Annotated in this window: 14 protein-coding genes; 6 read left to right on the top strand and 8 right to left on the bottom strand. The window is 60.7% G+C overall.

The window, feature by feature from the left end; all coding sequences use genetic code 11:
- Positions 1-5 precede the first annotated feature (5 nt).
- From BGO89_04985 to BGO89_05000, 4 genes are all read left to right on the top strand, one after another.
- On the top strand, positions 6-2,348 hold the full coding sequence (locus tag BGO89_04985) for a hypothetical protein (GenBank protein ID OJX60921.1): 2,343 nt from the start codon (positions 6-8) through the stop codon (positions 2,346-2,348).
- A gap of 66 nt (positions 2,349-2,414) precedes the next feature.
- Entirely contained in the window at positions 2,415-2,807 is a 393-nt protein-coding gene (locus BGO89_04990) for a hypothetical protein (protein ID OJX60922.1), read from the top strand.
- Positions 2,804-3,556 (top strand): phenylacetate-CoA oxygenase subunit PaaI, encoded by a 753-nt coding sequence (locus BGO89_04995; GenBank protein OJX60923.1) that lies wholly within the window; start codon positions 2,804-2,806, stop codon positions 3,554-3,556. The genes BGO89_04990 and BGO89_04995 overlap by 4 nt, the downstream gene beginning before the upstream one ends.
- Positions 3,557-3,562: 6 nt before the next feature.
- The gene (locus tag BGO89_05000) at positions 3,563-4,042 is read left to right on the top strand and encodes a phenylacetate-CoA oxygenase subunit PaaJ (protein ID OJX60924.1); all 480 of its coding nucleotides are present in this window, start codon (positions 3,563-3,565) and stop codon (positions 4,040-4,042) included.
- Between the two features lie 7 nt (positions 4,043-4,049).
- On the opposite strand, the gene BGO89_05005 is transcribed toward BGO89_05000, so the two are convergent.
- A complete protein-coding gene (locus BGO89_05005) occupies positions 4,050-6,188 on the bottom strand; it encodes a hypothetical protein (protein OJX60925.1) in 2,139 nt (712 codons plus the stop codon).
- A gap of 29 nt (positions 6,189-6,217) precedes the next feature.
- Positions 6,218-9,580, bottom strand: a complete 3,363-nt coding sequence (locus tag BGO89_05010) for a hypothetical protein (protein OJX60926.1) — start codon at positions 9,578-9,580, stop codon at positions 6,218-6,220.
- A gap of 260 nt (positions 9,581-9,840) precedes the next feature.
- Between BGO89_05010 and BGO89_05015 the strand changes: the two genes are divergently transcribed.
- Together BGO89_05015 and BGO89_05020 are read left to right on the top strand one after the other, a co-directional pair.
- On the top strand, positions 9,841-10,542 hold the full coding sequence (locus BGO89_05015) for a DNA-binding response regulator (protein OJX60927.1): 702 nt from the start codon (positions 9,841-9,843) through the stop codon (positions 10,540-10,542).
- 12 nt (positions 10,543-10,554) lie between these two features.
- Positions 10,555-11,646 (top strand): hypothetical protein, encoded by a 1,092-nt coding sequence (locus tag BGO89_05020; GenBank protein OJX60928.1) that lies wholly within the window; start codon positions 10,555-10,557, stop codon positions 11,644-11,646.
- A 114-nt stretch (positions 11,647-11,760) separates the two neighbouring features.
- On the opposite strand, the gene BGO89_05025 is transcribed toward BGO89_05020, so the two are convergent.
- The 6 genes from BGO89_05025 to BGO89_05050 all read right to left on the bottom strand — a co-directional run bounded on the left by BGO89_05025 (position 11,761) and on the right by BGO89_05050 (position 18,745).
- On the bottom strand, positions 11,761-12,018 hold the full coding sequence (locus BGO89_05025; GenBank protein OJX60929.1) for a hypothetical protein: 258 nt from the start codon (positions 12,016-12,018) through the stop codon (positions 11,761-11,763).
- A gap of 9 nt (positions 12,019-12,027) precedes the next feature.
- Complete coding sequence (locus BGO89_05030; GenBank protein ID OJX60930.1) at positions 12,028-12,354, bottom strand: hypothetical protein; 327 nt, start codon at positions 12,352-12,354, stop codon at positions 12,028-12,030.
- 196 nt (positions 12,355-12,550) lie between these two features.
- Positions 12,551-15,400, bottom strand: a complete 2,850-nt coding sequence (locus BGO89_05035; protein ID OJX60931.1) for a hypothetical protein — start codon at positions 15,398-15,400, stop codon at positions 12,551-12,553.
- A complete protein-coding gene (locus BGO89_05040; protein ID OJX60932.1) occupies positions 15,394-15,756 on the bottom strand; it encodes a hypothetical protein in 363 nt (120 codons plus the stop codon). Before BGO89_05040 ends, BGO89_05035 begins: the two co-directional genes overlap by 7 nt.
- Positions 15,753-17,732: a hypothetical protein gene (locus tag BGO89_05045; protein ID OJX60933.1), complete on the bottom strand. Its 1,980-nt coding sequence runs from the start codon at positions 17,730-17,732 to the stop codon at positions 15,753-15,755. The genes BGO89_05040 and BGO89_05045 overlap by 4 nt, the downstream gene beginning before the upstream one ends.
- Entirely contained in the window at positions 17,729-18,745 is a 1,017-nt protein-coding gene (locus BGO89_05050; protein ID OJX60934.1) for a hypothetical protein, read from the bottom strand. Before BGO89_05050 ends, BGO89_05045 begins: the two co-directional genes overlap by 4 nt.
- Positions 18,746-18,760: the final 15 nt, after the last annotated feature.

Genomic DNA, 18,760 nt, shown 5'->3' on the forward strand with positions numbered 1-18,760 from the left:
CAAGCATGCAGAATCGCAGTCTTCATAGCACACATATCCGTCAGCGCCATGTCGTTGCAGCTCTGCTGTGCGTGGTGCTGACGGTGCTGGGTGCCCATGAAGGCAAGGCCCAGTGGAAGAAGCTCACATTGCCCGGCAAGTATGCCACGGGATACTATCTGGACGTCTTCTTCCTGCCCTCGTCTCCGAACTACGGATGGGCCTGCAGTATCGAAGGGTGGGTCGTCCGGACGACGGACGGAGGTCAGACGTGGGAGGGTTCGACCCTTCCCCAGGAATTCCTCGAAAGCGTCCAGTTCCTGACCCCGCTGGTCGGCTATACGTCGGGTCCTGCTGGGATCTTCAGGAGTACCGACGGTGGCGTGACCTGGCGCGACATCACGCCGTTCAACGCTACGGCCTCCAAGTCCTGGGGGTGCTACTTCCTCAACGAGATGGAAGGTCTCTTCCTGGCCGGTGGCTGCGGGACCGATGCACAGTCCTACTACCGCACCACCGACGGTGGCAATTCGTGGACGGTATCCTTCACCATCGAGCCCAGCAGTGGTCTCAGCGACTGCCTGCTCTACCGCGACGGCAGCGGCTACGCCGTATCCAGCGGTGTGCTGTGGACGACGGACGACTATGGCGTGAACTGGTCCATGATGGCACGTACCGGTGAGAAGTACTGGACGGAAGAGATCACCCATATCAACCAGACGTTCTGCCTGCCTACGGCCGGCAACGACTGCGATGGCCAGGATCCGACGCACGGCTCCATCCGCTGGACCCCGGATATGGGGAAGACCTGGCGTGAATTCCAGACCGGTGCCAGCATGTTCGGTACCTTCCTCCTGAACGAAAACGAGGGATGGGGTGTCGGCTCCAGGAGATCCGTCTACTACACGTCGAACGCGGGCCGGTCGTGGATACTGCGCAACTGCGGTATCGACGGAGATGTCGATGATGTCTGGTTCGTGAACGACACGCTGGGCTACATCGCCGGCGACGGCATCTATCGGTCGAACTTCAACGAGATCGGGTTCAGCGTCACCTTCGTGCAACCGCAAACGGACACCATTTCGATCTGTCCGGGGGATGTCACCGTACTGGAAGGGTCGGAAGGATTCCGGGACTATACGTGGAACGATGGTGTAAGCGGTCGTGAACGCCCGGTAGGAACGGAAGGCCGCTACGTCATTACCGCCTACGACGTCCGTACCTGTCGCCAGTCGTCCGACACCGTCTACGTCCGGGTATATCCGAACGACAAGCCGCAGATCCAGGGAGCGGCCACGACGCTCTGTCAGGGCGACTCCGCCGTGCTCTCCTGTACCGGCACGTTCATCTCGAAGAAATGGTCGACGGGCGACACGACATCGACCATCGTCGTCAAGACGTCCGGATCGTATACCGTCACCGTTCTCGACACGAACGGGTGCCAGCACGTTTCCGATCCCTTCGTGCTGACCGTACGTCCGATACCTGCGCCCGTGATCACGGCCAACAGGAATACGACGATCTGCATCGACGAAATGGTCAAGCTCAGCGCACCGCGCGGCTACGCACGATACGAGTGGTCGAACGGTTCCACGGATGCCGACATCACCGTGGGAGAGGCGGGGACGTATACGGTACATGTCGTGGACGACTTCGGCTGCGCGGGTACATCGCCAGCCATGACCGTCACGGTCCTGAACACGCGCAACAAGGTCGAAGTCCTTTCCTCGGTCACGCCTATCCATATTCCCGATCACGCCGTTGGCGACAGGTCGTGCTATACGGTGGCCATCAGGAACAAGTCGACGGAGGACAATCTGGTCATCGCGCATCCGGCCTTCGTCGGCAACGTCCTCTTCAGCATTCCGCTTCATCAGCTTCCCATCGTGATTCCACCGGGAGAGACGAGAATGCTCGATGTCTGTGCATCGGCACAGGACTCGGGAATGATCGATGACACACTCGTCCTGCCCGATACCTGTTCGCCCACGTACATCGCTTTCGAGAGCAGAGGACTCGCCATCGTTACCGAGGGAACGTCGCGCTGTAACGTACCGGTGGGGACCACCATCGTCCGTGCGGGATCGAGCTATCGTCTGTCACTTCCGTCACCCGTACCGTCGAACACCTTCATCGATCTTCGCATTCTCGCGTCATCCATGGCAGGCCGTCCTGAGGTCCATCTGGTGGACGCCCTGGGCCGGGCCGTCACCATCGCGGATGCAATCGCGACGGACGACGAGGATGGGATGACGGGATATGCCTTCAGAACGAGCGTCGCGAACCTACCGCCCGGACCATATCTGCTCGTCGTGCTTTCATCCGACGGCCATGTCATCCGGTCCGTACCCGTCACCGTCGTGCAGTAATGCCGTACAGACAGGGTTGCCCGTAAACCCGTATCTTTGCAGGAAATACAACGATTGTGCAGGGATATGGCTACGATTGTTTCGCTCGATCCGCGCGTGATGCGCGCTCACATCGATTCCGATCCGCAACGGCCTCTGGAGCCGAAACCGGAGCTCGACCAGTTTCCGACCTATGAGGTCTTCCACCAACAGAAGACCGGTGCACGTCATATACACGTAGGTACGGTGCATGCACCCAACCGCGAGATGGCCCTGGTCCTGGCGAAGGAACAATACGGTCGCCGCGGCCAGAGCGTCAACCTGTGGGTCGTGAGCACGGAGAATATCTTCACGATGGCTGCGGAAGACGCGGACGTGTTCGCCACGACGCCGGAGAAGAAGTATCGCGACGTCGCCGCCTACATGGTGCGGAACAAGGTAGAAGCCTTCAAGAAGGAACAGAAAGGCCCAACGGAATGAACATGGATGCCCTCAAGGATCTGCTCTATCGCGTCGCGGATGACGAACTGATTCTGGCGCATCGCCACTCGGAATGGACAGGGCTCGGCCCTGTCCTCGAAGAAGACATCGCCTTCTCGTCGATCGCACAGGACAAGCTCGGCCATGCACAGGCTCTGTATCAGATCCTGCATGAGCTGGGCGAGGCCGATCCCGACGCCACGGCTTTCATGCGCGACGAAGCATCGCTCCGGTGTTCGCAGCTCGTGGAACTGCCGAACGGTGAATACGATCGCAGTCTCGTACGTCACTTCCTCTTCGATGCGGCGGAATATCATCGCTACGGCATGTTCCAGTCGTCATCGTATGAACCTCTCGCGAAGCTCGCACGCAAGGTGCACGGAGAGCTCAAGTATCACCTGTACCACGGTCAGACGTGGGTCGTCCAGCTCGGCGCCCAGGGTGACGAGGAAAGCCACCGTCGTATGCAGGCGGCATTGGACGAGATGTGGCCCTATGCGCTCGGAATGTTCGAACCCGGTGCCGACGAGGCGGCCCTAAAGGCCGATGGCGTCTTCGCAGGCGAGGACGAACTGAAGCGGATGTGGCTCGACTTCGTCGGTGCGACGCTCGGCAATGCGGCCCTGCGCATTCCCGATCATGCGGAACCCGTCTACGGTGGACGCAAGGGCACGCATACGGAATACCTGCAGCCCCTTCTCAACGAAATGACCGAAGTATATCGTATCGATCCTTCGGCGGAATGGTAGACGACGATGACGACCGACGACATCATGACCGCACTGCGTGAAGTCAAGGACCCCGAGATCCCGACGATCTCCGTCGTCGACATGGGTATCATCACGGATGTGCGGATCGATGATGACGATGACGTCGTAGTGACGATGACACCGACATTCGTCGGATGTCCGGCCATCGACGTCATGCGCAACGACGTGGAGCAGGCGGTACGATCACTCGGTGTACGGTCGGTGGTGGTCAACGTGAATTTCGACGTTCCCTGGACGACGAACCGTCTGACGGAAAACGGCAGGAAGGCCTTGCTGAAGCATGGCCTCGCACCGCCCGAACCATACGAACTGGTACTGTCGCTCGATGTGCTCGAGCACATGCATTGCCCCTACTGCGGCAGCGACGATACCGTCATGAAGTCCCCGTTCGGGCCGACGCTCTGCCGCTCGCTTCACTACTGCAACTCCTGCCTGCAGGCCTTCGAAGGCTTCAAGCCGATCTGAGAGACGGTCAGTCGAACCGTAACGCTGCCTGGAAGAAGAACTGTCGTCCGACGAGTCCCGGGATCAACGTCGGATTCATGATGTCGAACAGATTGTTCGCGCCGGTCGAAAGGGAGACCGACGTATGGTCGGTGAACGTGAACGTATGCGTCACGGCGGCATTCACCATGGTATATCCTGGAACGTATTCATCCTCACGGTCGAGAACCTTGCGCGGGGGATCGCTCATCACGAAGCCGTTCTTGTCGAGGGCTTCGTCCCCGTATCGCCCGACGAACTGACATCGCAGGCTGGCGCTCCATGCACGTTCTGGTGAGTTGTAGAGCAGCCGCAACGTTCCGCTGTGATGCGAGCGCATCCACAGTCCGTCGTAGTCGGCCCGTGTGAGCGGTTTGTCGATGGTGCCGGCGAGTCCCCTGTCGATGGCATCCAGTACTTCACGGTCCTTGGCATCGAGGTACTGATAGCCTCCGCCGAGGGTGAAGGAGCCGACTTCGTCGATGACGAGAACGCTATTGAGATTGATTTCGATACCCTGCGTATAGACGCGCGAAAGATTCCGGTACGAATAGACGGCACGGTTGTCGACGCGGCCGGCGAGATAGTATTCGATGAGATTGTGAAGATCGTTATGGAATCCGCGAATCTCCGCGGCGAGAAGCAGCGTGTGATCCGCATCGATCCTGAACTCCACATCGTCGTAGCGGAATCCAAGATCGTAGGAGATGCTGCGCTCGGGCTGAAGATGTATGCCGAGCCTGGCTGCACCGATGAGATCGTATCCTGCACCGGGCAGACGATTCGAGAACGAGACGAAGAGCTGGCGGAAGTCGGGTGCCTTGAAGCCTGTGCCCACGCTCCCGCTGACGCGGAAGTGATCGTCCGGTTTCCACAGCACGGACAGGCGTGGACTCAGCGCCGCACCATAGACGTTGTTGTCGTCGAACCGCGCGCTGAGCACGTAGGATATCCAGTCCGTCGGCATACCTTCCCATTGCGTGAACGCGACGCCGGTGCGGTAGAACGGACGGTATCCCGGTGTGAGCGAATCGTGATAGCGTGAACCGCCTACGTCGTCGTACAGGAACTCACCGCCGACGGTCATACGATTGCTCGAGCCGAAGAGAAGGTCGTACTGTGCGTACAGGCGTGCATTCCGTCGTATGAGATCGTCGACCGTACCGCGATCGCCCTGTGCGACGTCGAAGTTGTAGCGTTCCTGATAGACGGCGGCATAGGCGTTCGTGGTGAGGCGAGCTCGACCCGACTGCCATTCCGTACCGACCGTTCCCGAAACGTCCCACTGCGTGACGCTGCCCGAGTTCTCGGCGACTTGACCGAAGACGCTCTCGACGAACGTGCCTCGCGTCTGCGTTCCGAACAGACGCAGGGTGCCCCTGGCCTTCCATCCTTTCGCGAAGGACCATTGGGCCTTGGCATGCAGGGTGCCGTCCTGATACGCCGAATAAGGAATCGAAAGAGTGTCCCGCTGCAGCGAGAACGACGGCGCGTTCTTGTAGTTGACGTAGGCCGACGCTTCGACTTCGTCGCTTCCCCAGCCCGTTTCCATCTGCACTTCGGCGGGGCCGCGGTTCAGGTACTGGGAATAGAGGCGGCCCGTCCATCCGTCCGCCGCCCTGCGCGTGATGATGTTGATCACACCGGCAAGGGCTTCGCTGCCGTACATGCTACTCATCGGGCCCTTCACCACTTCGACGCGGTCGATGTTGCCGACGCTGATACGCGAGAGGTCGAGGACGCCTGCTACGCGACCGACCATCGGTTGGCCATCGATGAGGATCATCGTATAGTCCGGACCGAGGCCGTTCATCTGTACGCCGGTGCGGATCCCTCCGTTCATCAGCAGGCCCGTCTGTTCCTTGAGCAGATCGGCGAGCGTCACCATCGCCGTCGTGCGTATACGTTCCTGGCCGATGACTTCGACCCGCACGGGAGAGTCCTTGAGATGGACTTCGTTGCGTGTGCCGGTGACGACGATCTGCTGTTTCGTGACGGTACGGATGCTGTCGATCACACGGCGTGTCGTCGTGGAGTCGCGGCTATCGTTCCGTGCCGATGCGCGGCCGGTCGTGGCGATGCTGATAAGGCAGACGGCGGTGAGGAGGAGCGGTATTCGCGGGAACATCCGACAAAATTACCGCTCGCGGACCGAACCTAGGGCATGTAGAGGATGGGCGAGGCGTCCGTCCCCGTCGGCCGGTGGAAGACGACGTAGTAGAGGCCGGTCCCGATGGCCGACATGTCGATCGAAAGGTGGCGGGGCTGCGCGTCGTCAAACGGGCGTTCGAAGTCGCTCTCCCACAGGGTACGCCCTTCGGTACTGACGAGACGGAGTCCATAGGTTCCGGGCATGGTGCCGCCGATCTCGAGGTCGATGGCCTGGCGTTCGACGCTGGTCTGGATACTCAGGGTGGCATCCATGAAGCGCTTGAGTGCGCGTCCCCTGATGTTGCAGCCCGATACGAAGAGCATGCCCGGGGTGGACGTGATCTCGGGGCAGGTGATACCCTTCACCAGAATGTCGGCCCAGGTGAACGGCGTCGTATCGTCCTTGCCCAGGAGCACGATGCCACGGATCTCGGTCAGCTTCTGTCGGGGGGCCAGCAGGACGACATTGGCGATTTCGAGGTACGTGATGCGGATTCCGTCATCGAGGCGGAAGCCCGGAACGATCTTGCCACGGTCCGTCGATTCGGGCTTGAAGATGTCGATGTTGTTGTGGATCTCGGCGCGCAACGTATCGATCGTCATCCCAAGTTGCGAGGGGTCGATGTCGATGAAGATCGGTATGCCCGCATTGATGGAGCCCGCTTCCGCAGTCACCGTACCGAGACGCAGGGTGATAGGAGTGTGCGGCCGCACGCTGACGGTGACCGAGCGCGTATCTGTGCATCCGTACTGATCGGTTCCCTGCACGATGTACGTCGTCGTCGTCGCCGGTGAGGCGATCGGATTGCTGATCGTATGATCGCTCAGGCCGTCGGAAGGAGTCCAGACGTACTTCGTGGCGCCTTCGGCGCGCAGTCGTATGCCGTCGTTCGCGCAGATCGTCGTGTCGGGTGTGACGGTAAGGTTCAACGACGAGACGAAGACCATGACGGTATCCATGGCCATGCATGATCCGGAGCGGGCCGTCAGCACGTACATCGTCGTGACCGATGGCCTCGCGATGGGCGAGAGGCTGGTGGGATCGCTCAGGCCCGTCGTCGGGGACCACGAATACGTGGCGGATTCTCCGAAGGCCGTGAGCTGTACTGCCTGTCCTGCACAGATCGACTTGTCGGTGCCTGCATTGATGGATACCGACGAGCGCACGATGACGGTGACGGAATCCACGGCGACGCAGTTATTGGCGGACGTAGCCCTGAGGTAGTAGGTCGTCGTTCTGGCCGGTGTCGCCTTCGGCGTCAGCGACGTCGGATCGCTGAGCCCGGTGACCGGCTGCCACAGTACCGACGTGGCCGTCGTCGTGGCGCTGAGTGCGGCCGTATCGCCCGCACAGATGACGGCATTCTTTCCCGCATCGACCATGGGTGGATCGAGGACGGTGATCGTGATCTCCGCCTCGGCCTTGCACGAACCGCTCAGGGCCGTCACGCGGTACGTCGTCGTGCGCAGCGGTCTCACGACGGGTGTGGGCGACGTCGGATCGTCCAGTCCTTCTTCCGGTGTCCATCTGAACGACGAGCCTCCGCCGCTGACGCTGAGGGGAGCCGCCTGGCCTGCGCACATCGTCGGTGCACCCGAGATGGCGACCCGGAACGTATCGACGACGTTGACACGTACGGTGTCGGAGATCTCGCACGTCGGCGTGATCAGGCGTACGACGTAGTTCGTGCTGATGGTCGGTGAGGCGACGGGTGCGGGCGACGTCGGATCGTCCAGTCCCTCCGCCGGTGTCCACACGTAGGATGTCGCCCCGTGGGCCGCCAGACGTGCACTGCCGCCGCGGCAGATCGTGATGTCGGGACCGGCACCGACGTCCAGGACCCGTACGGTCACACTGGCCGTGTCGGCACAGCCGTGGGCATTCCGTCCGACGACGATGTAGTGCGTCGTACGCTTCGGTCGGGCCAACGGTCTCGGAGATGCCGGATCGTCCAGTGATTCCCTGGGCGACCATTCGTACGTATCGGCTCCGGAGACGCCGAGACGTACGGATGTTCCAGGACAGAGGTCGGCCACGCTGTCGGTCGAGATCGACGGTGGCGGTTGTATGCGTACCAGACGATAGGTCGTGTCCGAGCCGAACCTGTTGCTGACGACGAGGCGTACGGGATAGAGTCCGGGTTGTGCGTAACAGATGCGGGACGGATTCTTCAGTATGGAGGATGCGGGTGTGCCGCCATCGAAGTACCATTCCCACGTATCGATGTTGCCGACGCTCTCGTCCATGAAGCCGAGACACGTGTTCGCGCACGTCGTATCACCCGTGAAGGACGCGATGGGAGCGTTGCATCCTGCCTGGATCGGATTCGGTGGAACGAGCATCGAGCCGATGACGTTCGGGAGGCCCACCCTGCACTGGCCCGTCAGGATGACCGCCGAATCGCGGAACCGGATGGAGTCGACGTTCCGTCCCGGACGTTCGATGACTGCGAGGTACGGTTCGCCGGGCCGCGTGGCGTAGATCCTGCCGTCGGGGCCGAGCTGGAGGGACGTCCACGTCGTCACGTTCGGCAGCGTGAATGCGAGTTTGCGCGAATTCTGGATGTCGGAAGCATCACCGGCGGCCGTGTTGAACTGATAGACTTCGGCGGGAATCGTATCGCCTCTGTTCGAGACGGAGATGTAGAGTTTTCTGGAATCGCGCGAGAAGGCCGCACCGTAGTGGGATCCCGCCGTCGACGTCGGGAAGAGATCTATGGCGTTGAGGACCTTGCCGGTGATGGTGTTGAAGTCGTAGAGCTGGGAATTTCCGGCCGCGCTGGTGATCACGAGATGACGGCTGTTGGGCGAGATGTGCATCTGCCCGGCGTCGCGTACGGGAAGGTTGGGATTGCCTGCATCGCTGATGACGGGCGTCGTCTGCAGGCCATCACGCGTCAGCCGGAAACTGAGGAACTGCCGAAAGGTGCGGCTTCGTACCACGATCCAGTAGGAATCGCCGCGACAGTCGATGGTCGCCGTAAGATGTTCCGTGATGTCGGTGGTCAGGAGCTGGTTCCAGCGCACCACCTCGCCGAACGATCCCTGCTTCCGCATGTCGACGACGGAGTAGTAGAGACAGAAGCAGCGGTTGCCGATGGCCGATGACGTTATCGGAGCCGGATTGAAAATGTAGTAGAGGCTCGAATTGCCGGGTACCGGTACGATGAGCGCGCTCTGACTCGTCGATGCATCGCCGTACAGACCTTCACCGCCCGGCATGACGTCATGCATGCGGTTCCATACCGTAACGCCATCCGTATAGAAAAGCAGGTCGCCGGTGACGGGATCGGACTGCGTCGCACAGCCTTCGTTGGTGCTGAGACGGCCGTCCGACAGGGACTGGGCCGTACCGGAACTGAAGGTCACACCGGCACGGTGACCGAAATACCAGTTCCACGCTTCGCGTTGGGCGCTGACTGTTGGTGCGAGGCCAAGCAACAGCAGTGTCGTGACAACGAGGTGGCGATATCGTGGGAGAGGGCGCATCGCTCCAGCGTTCTAGCAAGATACAACGTGAAAACGAGTTAGGAACCGAAATAGGTCCCCGGCGTTACCAATTTTTAACCCGTTACCGCATCTGGATTTGCGGTAGTTTTGTCCATATGTCAGCAGACGCGCAGGTCCCCATGGAAAAAAAGATCCTTATCGTCGATGATGAGCAGGATATCGTCGATCTCATCTCCTATAACCTGAGCAAGGAAGGGTACCGGGTCTTCACGGCCACGAATGGTACCCAGGCCGTGGAACTGGCCGAAAAGGCACAGCCCGACCTGATCATCCTCGACATCATGATGCCGGGTATGGATGGCTTCGAGGTCTGCCGCACGTTGCGCCAGCATCCCACGACGCAGACCACGTCCATCATGTTCCTGACGGCGAAGTCCGGCGAGATCGACCAGATTCTCGGCCTCGAACTCGGCGCCGACGACTACATCCAGAAACCGATCTCACCGCGCGTCCTCCTGGCCCGCGTGAAGACGATCCTCAGACGCGGAACGGAGAAGGTGCGCACGGAAACGATCGCCGCACCGGAAATCCTGCGCATCGGGGCCATCGAAGTCAATCGCCAGAACTATACCGTCCGTATCGACAACAAGGAGAGCTTCTTCCCGAAGAAGGAATTCGAACTGCTCGCCTTCCTGGCGTCGAACCGCGGGAAGGTATTCACCCGCGAAGCGTTGTTGCGCCGCATCTGGGGCGAGAGCGTCTTCGTCATCGATCGCACGGTCGACGTTCACGTTTCCAAGATCCGCGAGAAGCTCGGCAAGTACGGCCCCTTCATCGAGACCGTCAAGGGGGTTGGCTACCGCTTCCGCGATCAGATCTAACGTGCCGACAGCATGAGTATACCGACGCGACGGTCGTCGCTGCATCGACATAGCTGGTTCTGGTTCCTCCTCGCCCTCGCCGGTGCCCAGGTCATAGGCGTGATCGCCCTCGCCGCACTGGTACCCGACCTGCGCACTCTCCTTACGCCTTCCGTCGTTATCGTTTACGTCATGATCGTTTCCATCATCGGTACGATCTGTACGTGGGCCTATGCGCATTCGCTCGAGCGTCGTCTGTTACGCCCGCTACGCCAGATCACGGAAGTGACGCAGGCCATCACGGAAGGCGCCGTGTCCGGTCGTATCGAACTCGCCGGCCCGGCCTTCAGTGACGCCCAGCGCGTGGCCGAGGCCATCAACAGACTGGCGGAGAAGGCGATCCGCGACATCGCCGAGATGAAGCGCCTCGAACGCGTACGGAGTGAATTCATCGGCAACGTCTCCCACGAACTGCGCACGCCGATCTTCAGCGTACAGGGCTATCTGGAAACGCTGCTCGACGGTGCACTGGACGATCCGGCGGTGTCCAGACAGTTCCTCGAGAAGGCCTATTCGAATGCACTCCGGCTAAATGCACTGCTGAGCGATCTCATCGACATTTCACGGATCGAGAGCGGCGAACTGCGTCTGAGCTTCCGGTACTTCAACATCGGCGAGCTGCTACGCGATCTCGTCCATACGATGGAAATCCGCGCCGTACAACGTAACGTCACGGTGGAGTTCAAGGAATCGGGGGATCAGGAAGTGATCGTCTACGGAGACAAGGAGCGCCTCACGCAGGTGCTGACCAACCTGATCGATAACGCTATCAAGTACAACGTCCCCGAAGGTACCGTCACGGTATCGGCCATCCCCGATCACGGTCAGGTACGCGTGCGCATCCAGGATACGGGCATCGGTATTCCACCCGAACATCAGGCCCGCGTCTTCGAACGCTTCTATCGTGTCGATCGCGACCGTTCACGTGCCGTGGGTGGTACGGGCCTGGGCCTCGCCATCGTGAAGCATATCCTGGAAGCCCATCAGGCCCCGGCTCGCGTGCAGAGCGAGGTCGGCGTCGGAACGTGTATCGAATTCGTCCTCAAGGGGAATGGTGGGGGCTGAGTTCTGCGGGAGAGCATTTCCCGATATGGATCGTCAGGGTGTTACATCGGGGCGAAGATGACGATCACTGCAACATATCGGCAGAAATGATCCGGCTATCCACCTGGTTATGGATCAATGTACGACCGGTTCATCGACTAGCCTGAAGGTCTTTGCCATCTCGCTGAAAGCCCCGATGTGCTTCTCTTTCTTGTTCTTCAATGTCCATGCCATGATGCAATACACATTGTCGGTCCCCTCTATGAAGGTGAGCAGGTAAGAGATGTCAGTCCCGTCCACCCGCGCATCCATCGTGAGCATTTCCGCATCCAGACCATCGATGCGTAGTGATTTCGACGTCGATTGCTCGACATTGCTGTAGTGCTCCGTCATCAACTGTAGTTACACATCGCGGTAGTTCTGGGCAACGGAACGTGTGGTGTCGTATTCATCGATGCCTTTGAAGGTGTCGATGAATGTATCCTTCGATTCGTCGATCACGATGACATACATGCCTTTGAAGATATTGCAGAACTGCAGGGAAGCGTCGTCATTGAGGCCTTTCCTCTCTTTCATGTGGTCGGGTATGTCGATCGAGTAGTCCCCGTTGATCACGACCTTCCTGGTCTTCGTCACCGTTGCAGTATTCGTTTCCTCGGAAACCTTCCGATCGGAACTGCAGGCTGTGAGCGATAACGACAGAAGCATGGAAATGCAGATGGTATACATGTACCTCATATGGGGAAGCGATGGTTTCGGGTTGAAGGAGACGTGTAACGAGCGGAACGTGGCGACGGCTTCCGTGGGTCACGCTTCCGGGGCGCCATCGACCGATGTTCCTTCGTACGCTAACGGAAAGACCTTTCCGAACACGCCTGTCGGAACTATGATCTGATCCTGCTACTGATCGCAGTTCAATCCGGCATCACTTCCAGACGTGGATGACACGCCGTTCGGCACGCATGCCCTGCATGAAGGTCACGCTGTAGATGCCGCTCGGAACGGAATGCAGGTCGATATGCAGCGTCCGTGACGATTGCGTCCACGGCGCTTCCATCTCCACGCCATCCACGGACGTTACCACGACGCGGTCGAGCGGCGCCTCGGTGGCGAGGCCCACGGCCACGCCGAGCGATGCCGGTTGGGGACGTACGGTGGTGGCGATGGGCGAACCCTCTTCCACACCCGATGCGGGTGTGACCTTGATGTCGTCCACGTACCAGCCATCGGAATGACGTGTGATGTTCGATCGCATGCGCAGGCGTACGTAGGCCGTATCGCCCTCCTGCGGTGCGGTGAAGGGAATGGAGGCGAATCGCCATGCATCGGTACCCTTCGTCGTATCCTTCCAGCGATCGTACTGTCCCGCATTGTAGGTCGCCAGCGTCGTCCATTGCGTCGACGGATAGCTGTAGGCGATGTCCACGTAGGCCGTATCGCCTGGATCGATGAAGGCGGCATGCCAGAACGTGAGAGCCGCGGCGCGCGGCGTCACGCGGAATGGGTAGAGCATGATGCTGTCGCGTTCCGATGGTCCATAGGGGCCGTTCGGTGATTCCGTCAGCGATGCGTCGGGACTGTAGGAGAAGAGCGTCGTGCGGTCCCATCCACCACGGATGCGGAGCAGACGCGGCATGGTGTCGAACGTCTCGCCACGTGTGAGCATGGGATGTCCTGTACCGAGCGATCCGGTGTAGGCGACGAGGGTGTCGGATGACGGTCCGACGTTGCCCAGGGCGTCGACGATGCGTGCGCTGACGCGATACCAGCCCCATGCGGAAGGAAGGGCATCGAAGGATCGTACCGTACCCGTATCGGATGCCGCAACGTCGAGATCGAACGTCTGCTCGTCGAGGCGTATCCTGATCTTCGCCATGTTCACGAGCGGAGTGATTCCATCCGAACGCCGCGACGGCAGGCGGAAGGTCGACGCCATGAAGCCACTCTCACTGCCCGTCGCGACCATGATCGCAGGCGCGGCAGGTTGGCGCGATCCGCCGGAGAAGGCGCTGGCGATGCGGCGTGCACTCGTATCGGCAGCGCTCACCACGTCGAGGCCATACGTGTATTCGGTGAAGGCGTCGAGTCCCTGGTCGAGATACGTCGTCGTTCCCGATGCGATGTCGCGCAGGAACCGTCCGTTTCGATACAGGACATATTTATAATCCTGAAGAGCGAGTTCCTGGCCATAGGAACGCTCCGTCGGCGCCGTCCATGCAAGGGAGATGGACGTCGTATCGGCGGGCAGGGTCGCGGCCGTGAATTCGTCGACGGCGGAAGGGGCGCGCACGTTGACGATGGCCGTGTAGACGTCGTTGTTGGATGGGTTCTCGTCGGTGTGACGCATGTCGACCCACGAGGGATAGAGCATGCCGTCGCGGAAGTCCATACCGCTGTAGTCGCCGGCGAAGGTATTGCCGGAGAAGGGATTGCGCCGCAGGTCGTTGACGCCGTCGCCCACGCGACGGTCTTTCCACGTCAGACCACCGTCGGCCGAGTAGCTCACGTAGCAGTTGACGAGGATGTTCGCCGCATCGTCTCTGCTGTCGAAGTACATCACGCCGAGATCGCCGTTGACGGGATCGAGGGCGATCCAGGGCCAGAACTGGTCGTTGGTGGTGTCGCTATGGACGATGACGGGGTCCGACCATGTTTCTCCGTTGTCGGTGGAGCGGCTGAAGTAGACGTTCGGAATGCGGTCGGCGCTCCATACGAGATAGATGTTGCCACGGCGCGGACCGTTCGTGTTGTCGATGACCATCGTTGGATACGCTTCGGCACGTACGATGCCCTTGACGCGGCTGTTGGTCTGACCGTTGATGGTGCTCTGGATACCGAAGCGGTTGTATCGCTGGATGATGCGTGGTGCCGTCCATGTGGCGCCGCCGTCGGTCGAGCGCGCATAACGTACGGCGCGTTCCGTGCCGCTGTTCCATACGAGGTGCACGCTGCCGTCAGGACCCGTCCGTGCAAGCGGAAAACTCTGTCCGAAGGTCGTGTCCTCGCTCGTATGCGGGAAGCGCGTGCTCACGGGAACGGGAGGAAGCCAGGTGAGGCCGCGGTCGAGACTGCGCGCGATGACGATCTGCGTGGAGGAGTCGGCGTTGACGACGCGTTTCCATGGAATGTAGACGCGATGCCTGAAGGGCGATGCGGATGCGGTGTCGACATGGACGTAGTACTTGTCCTCGAAGGACGAGTCCGCCGTCTGCTGTCCGGTATGGATGATGACGGGAACGTGTTTCGGATTCCACGTCTTGCCGCCGTCGTTCGTGACGGAGATGAAGACGCCGTTCTCGCCGAACTGGGTATTCCCCGTCCTGTTGAAGCCACCATAGCAGAGATAGCCACGGCCGTCTGCATCGAAGGCTACGGAAGGATCGTTACTCGATGCCCATCCCTGGCGGGCGGTGCCGAGGTCGACGTTCTCCCATGTCTTGCCGCCGTTGGTGGAATAGTAGGCCCACGTGGACGACCGCTTGCGATAGTCCACGGCCGAGCCGATGATGTTGCGTGGATCGACGGGATTGATGGCGATGGACGATTCGTTCTGCACGGGCAGGTCGTCGTTCTCGCCCGTGATCATGTCCACGTTCTCGAAGCGCGAGGGGAAGCGCCGTTCCGCCACGATCGGAACGAGGTAGGGGAAGCGGTACTGACGTCCCGTGACGACGGGCGTCGGATGGGCCCGCTCCATGTGGCGTACGTTGGGGTGTTCCTGGGCGATGATCGAGCACGTGACGAGCATGAACAGGGTTAGGAATCTCATCACCATATCTCCGCTATCTGTTGTCCGAATCTGATGAGGTTGCCGCTCGGATCGAGTACTCCGAATTCGAGCATACCGTATGGTTTGGCCTCGATGTGGGCCTTCGGGTGGATGACTCCCGCCTTCGCGCAGGCATCGTACAGGTACTGTGCATCGTCTATCGTTATCCAGCAGCCCGATGCCGCGGGAATGTCGGGATCGCTGCATGTCCAGAGATGGAGGGCCATGCCGTTGCGTGATACCACGGCGTAGGAGTCATCCTGATACGTCTGGATCGTGCACCCGAGAACGTCGCGATAGAATGCGATGCTGGCCTGCATGTCCAGGCTGGGCAGGGCCGGGGCGATGGCGAGGAATTTCATAGCTCAAGATCAGCACGGATACCGTCCCATGCAAGCGAGGACGTGATGCGGCGAAGGTGGCGTTCGTACCGTGCGATGCCGGGATCTCCCGTGCGACGAAGGAGGATGACGATGTTGCCGAGCGTGAGTACCTGCAGGGCAGCGGGCAGCTCCGATGCCAGCGATGCCGCCTCGTGCAGTGCCGTCCGTGCCGCGTCCATGTCCTGTTGCCGCATGGCGGCAGCGGCCCGTACGTTAAGGATCGTCGTGCGATCCCGCGGCGACAGATTGTGGATCTGCTCCGCCCGTGCGAGGAAGGTGAGGGCGTCGTGATACTCGTCGATGGCGATCGCAGCACGCGCGGCGAGGCAGAGCAGGGTGACGTGTTCGCCGGTGGCGAGAGCGTCGGACCGCTCCGCCAGAATGGTCATGGAGGCCGAGAGTGCATCGACGGCACGACCTGCGATCAGCATGTCGGCGATCGTCCGCAATGCATCGCGTACGGGAGGATGCTGCAGGGCACCGCCAGCAACGGACGATGAGGTTTCGCCGGCGACAGGGCGTTCGTCCGCATCACCAGCCACGTATGGTGCATGATAGAGGGGGAGAAGATGCTGATGGATGTGTGCGGCCACGTCGTTGGCACCCATGCGCACGGCCGCTTCGGCACTGATGGTGAGCATGCGTTCCGTCGTCACCGCATCGTCGGCCTCGGCGCTGTGAGCTGCGATCATGCCTGCGAGCTGATCCTTCACCTGGTCGAGCTCGGCTGCTGCGTATTCCCGCGCGAGGATGTCGGCGATCCGCTGATGGAGCGCCTTGCGCTCTTCGTACTCCGGAAGATGGACGAAGTACGTATAGGCGAAGGACTGCGTGAACTCATAGGCCGTCGTCTTGATGCCATAGCGCGTACGCATGCCGATGCTGCGGATCATTCCCGTCGTTCGCTGTATACGGCGCAACGTGCGGATGATGGAGAGTACGTCTGTATTCGTCAGTGCGGCGACAAGGAAGGCCGTGAACTCGCGTCCTTCGGCGGCGCACAACGACAGGATCGTGGCGTCTTCTTCCGGGACGGTCCGGAGAATCGTATCGGTATCGGGATGATCACCCAGGTGGATATCCGCTTCGTCGATGGCATCGTCGGCGAAGGTTCCGTCGGCATCGATACGTCCCGTCCTCTGGAGATAGCGGACATATTCCGCGAGGATGCCCGGCGATCCACCGGAGCGGTCGTGCAGACGTCCGACGAGCGCATCGGTGATGGTGGCCGACGGGAGAAGCGACGACAGGATGGAAGCTGTCTGTGCGGTGTCGATGGGACCGAGTGCGATGGTGCGCGAAACCACGGCCGGCGAACGCAGCAGGTTCGTCATCGGCAGGTTCGAGCGCTGGGCGACGGATGGCGTGACCGTCCACACGATCAGTAGCGGGACGTCCGAGATGGTTTCGGTAAGGGAGCGTATCACTTCCACGCTCTGGCCATCGCTCCACTGTCCGTCGTCGACGAGCAGGATGAAGGGCGTCCGTTCGGCGATGCGTACCAGCGTGTCGACGCATTCGCTCACGGCCGCGCGTTTCTTCTGTTGCAGGGCTGCCGTTTCCCGCTTGTATTCGCTGACGTCCTGCGATATCGCTTTCACCGCATAGAAGAGATCGCCTGCGATGGGAATCGATGCGAGAACGCTCATGCCGATGTTCAGGGCGAGGCGCTTGCGCGCCGTCTGTTCCCCCTGCAGGTAGAGGCGTTCGATGGCATGACCGAAGGGCTGGAGCGGCTGGATCGTGCTGACGTTGAAGGAGCCGACGGGAGGACGGCAGTCCACGCGGACGATGGTTTCCTTGACCGATGCTTCGAGCCATTCGAGCAGGGCGCTCTTGCCCATACCCGATTCTCCCGACAGGATGACGACGTCGCCCGCACCCTTCTTCCATCGTTCCACGGCTTCGAGAAGGCGTTCGCAGACATGCTCGCGTCCGGCCAGTGGTGTCGTCATGGCCGTTCTCCGCGTTGCGTGCCGAGGAAGGCGCGCAGCAGGTGTTCCGTATCCGCATCGGCCGTGAGACCGCCGATGCCACCACTGCCCTGGTGGACCTGCAGCGTCGGTGCGGAATCCTCGGACTTGCCGTACATGAGGACGACGGCATAGGTGATGAGAAGCATGAATTCCAGACCGAGTGCACCGAGGACGAGCGAGGGGTCCGTGGCGGGCAGGAATTTGAGACCGCGCAGACCGATGACGATGATGAGGATGGCTGCGCCGATGTAGACCATGCCCAGGACGGCATTCGAATACCGGTCCGTGAAGTACTCGCGCATGTAGAATTTGATGGCGTCGTGCACCTTCGAGAGCTTGCCCACGCCGGACGCTTCGCGCCAGCGCAGGGCGCGCTGCAGAAGGTCGATGGCATCGAAGGACATACCGTAGATATCGGCCATGTCGTGGAGCCGGCGTGTATCCGCCTGAAGGATATCGCGTGTGAGCTGGCGGATCTCTTCCGGCGTATGCTCTCCGAACTGCGATATGGCGAGGCGGTCCAGGACGTTCAGGATTTCACGTTCGATCTTCTGTCGGACCAGGCCGGCTCCGCCGGACAGGACCGTGGTGACGAGCGCCGCGAGCGTGAAGCCTCCGACGATGAGCAGCGGCGCCAATGCGAAGAGCGGCTTGAAGATGTACTCGGCTCTGGGGAGTTCCTTCGACCGCATGCCCGGAGGCGTCATGGCGATGCGCGACGAGTCCCTCGCTTCGACGAGTGCCCACGTACCGAAATCTCCCGTCGTGATGATCTCTTCGGGTCTGTTCTCGGCGAAGCGGTAGATCACCGGTGTTCCATCCCGGACGACTTCGCTGCGCAGGAAGGAAGCGAAGAAGAGTTCCATCGACGGTGCGGCGACGAAGACGAGCAGGGAGACGGCACAGAGCAGGGAGAGCAAACCGTAGAAGATGATCTGCAGCGGAGTGTGTTCCGACAGTTCTACGTATTTCGAGCGTGTGGTGGCTGTCATGGAGCAAGTATACGA

This window comes from Candidatus Kapaibacterium thiocyanatum (assembly GCA_001899175.1).
GTDB lineage: Bacteria > Bacteroidota > Ignavibacteria > Kapaibacteriales > Kapaibacteriaceae > Kapaibacterium > Kapaibacterium thiocyanatum.

Bases quoted from the DNA above. Each gene is read 5' to 3' on its own strand.
- BGO89_04985 (OJX60921.1), top strand. From the start codon at position 6: ATGCAGAATCGCAGTCTTCATAGCACACATATCCGTCAGCGCCATGTC.
- BGO89_04990 (OJX60922.1), top strand. From the start codon at position 2,415: ATGGCTACGATTGTTTCGCTCGATCCGCGCGTGATGCGCGCTCACATC.
- BGO89_04995 (OJX60923.1), top strand. From the start codon at position 2,804: ATGAACATGGATGCCCTCAAGGATCTGCTCTATCGCGTCGCGGATGAC.
- BGO89_05050 (OJX60934.1), bottom strand. From the start codon at position 18,745: ATGACAGCCACCACACGCTCGAAATACGTAGAACTGTCGGAACACACT.
- BGO89_05030 (OJX60930.1), bottom strand. From the start codon at position 12,354: ATGTATACCATCTGCATTTCCATGCTTCTGTCGTTATCGCTCACAGCC.
- BGO89_05045 (OJX60933.1), bottom strand. From the start codon at position 17,732: ATGACGACACCACTGGCCGGACGCGAGCATGTCTGCGAACGCCTTCTC.
- BGO89_05040 (OJX60932.1), bottom strand. From the start codon at position 15,756: ATGAAATTCCTCGCCATCGCCCCGGCCCTGCCCAGCCTGGACATGCAG.
- BGO89_05015 (OJX60927.1), top strand. From the start codon at position 9,841: ATGGAAAAAAAGATCCTTATCGTCGATGATGAGCAGGATATCGTCGAT.
- BGO89_05005 (OJX60925.1), bottom strand. From the start codon at position 6,188: ATGTTCCCGCGAATACCGCTCCTCCTCACCGCCGTCTGCCTTATCAGC.
- BGO89_05035 (OJX60931.1), bottom strand. From the start codon at position 15,400: ATGGTGATGAGATTCCTAACCCTGTTCATGCTCGTCACGTGCTCGATC.
- BGO89_05020 (OJX60928.1), top strand. From the start codon at position 10,555: ATGAGTATACCGACGCGACGGTCGTCGCTGCATCGACATAGCTGGTTC.
- BGO89_05025 (OJX60929.1), bottom strand. From the start codon at position 12,018: ATGACGGAGCACTACAGCAATGTCGAGCAATCGACGTCGAAATCACTA.
- BGO89_05000 (OJX60924.1), top strand. From the start codon at position 3,563: ATGACGACCGACGACATCATGACCGCACTGCGTGAAGTCAAGGACCCC.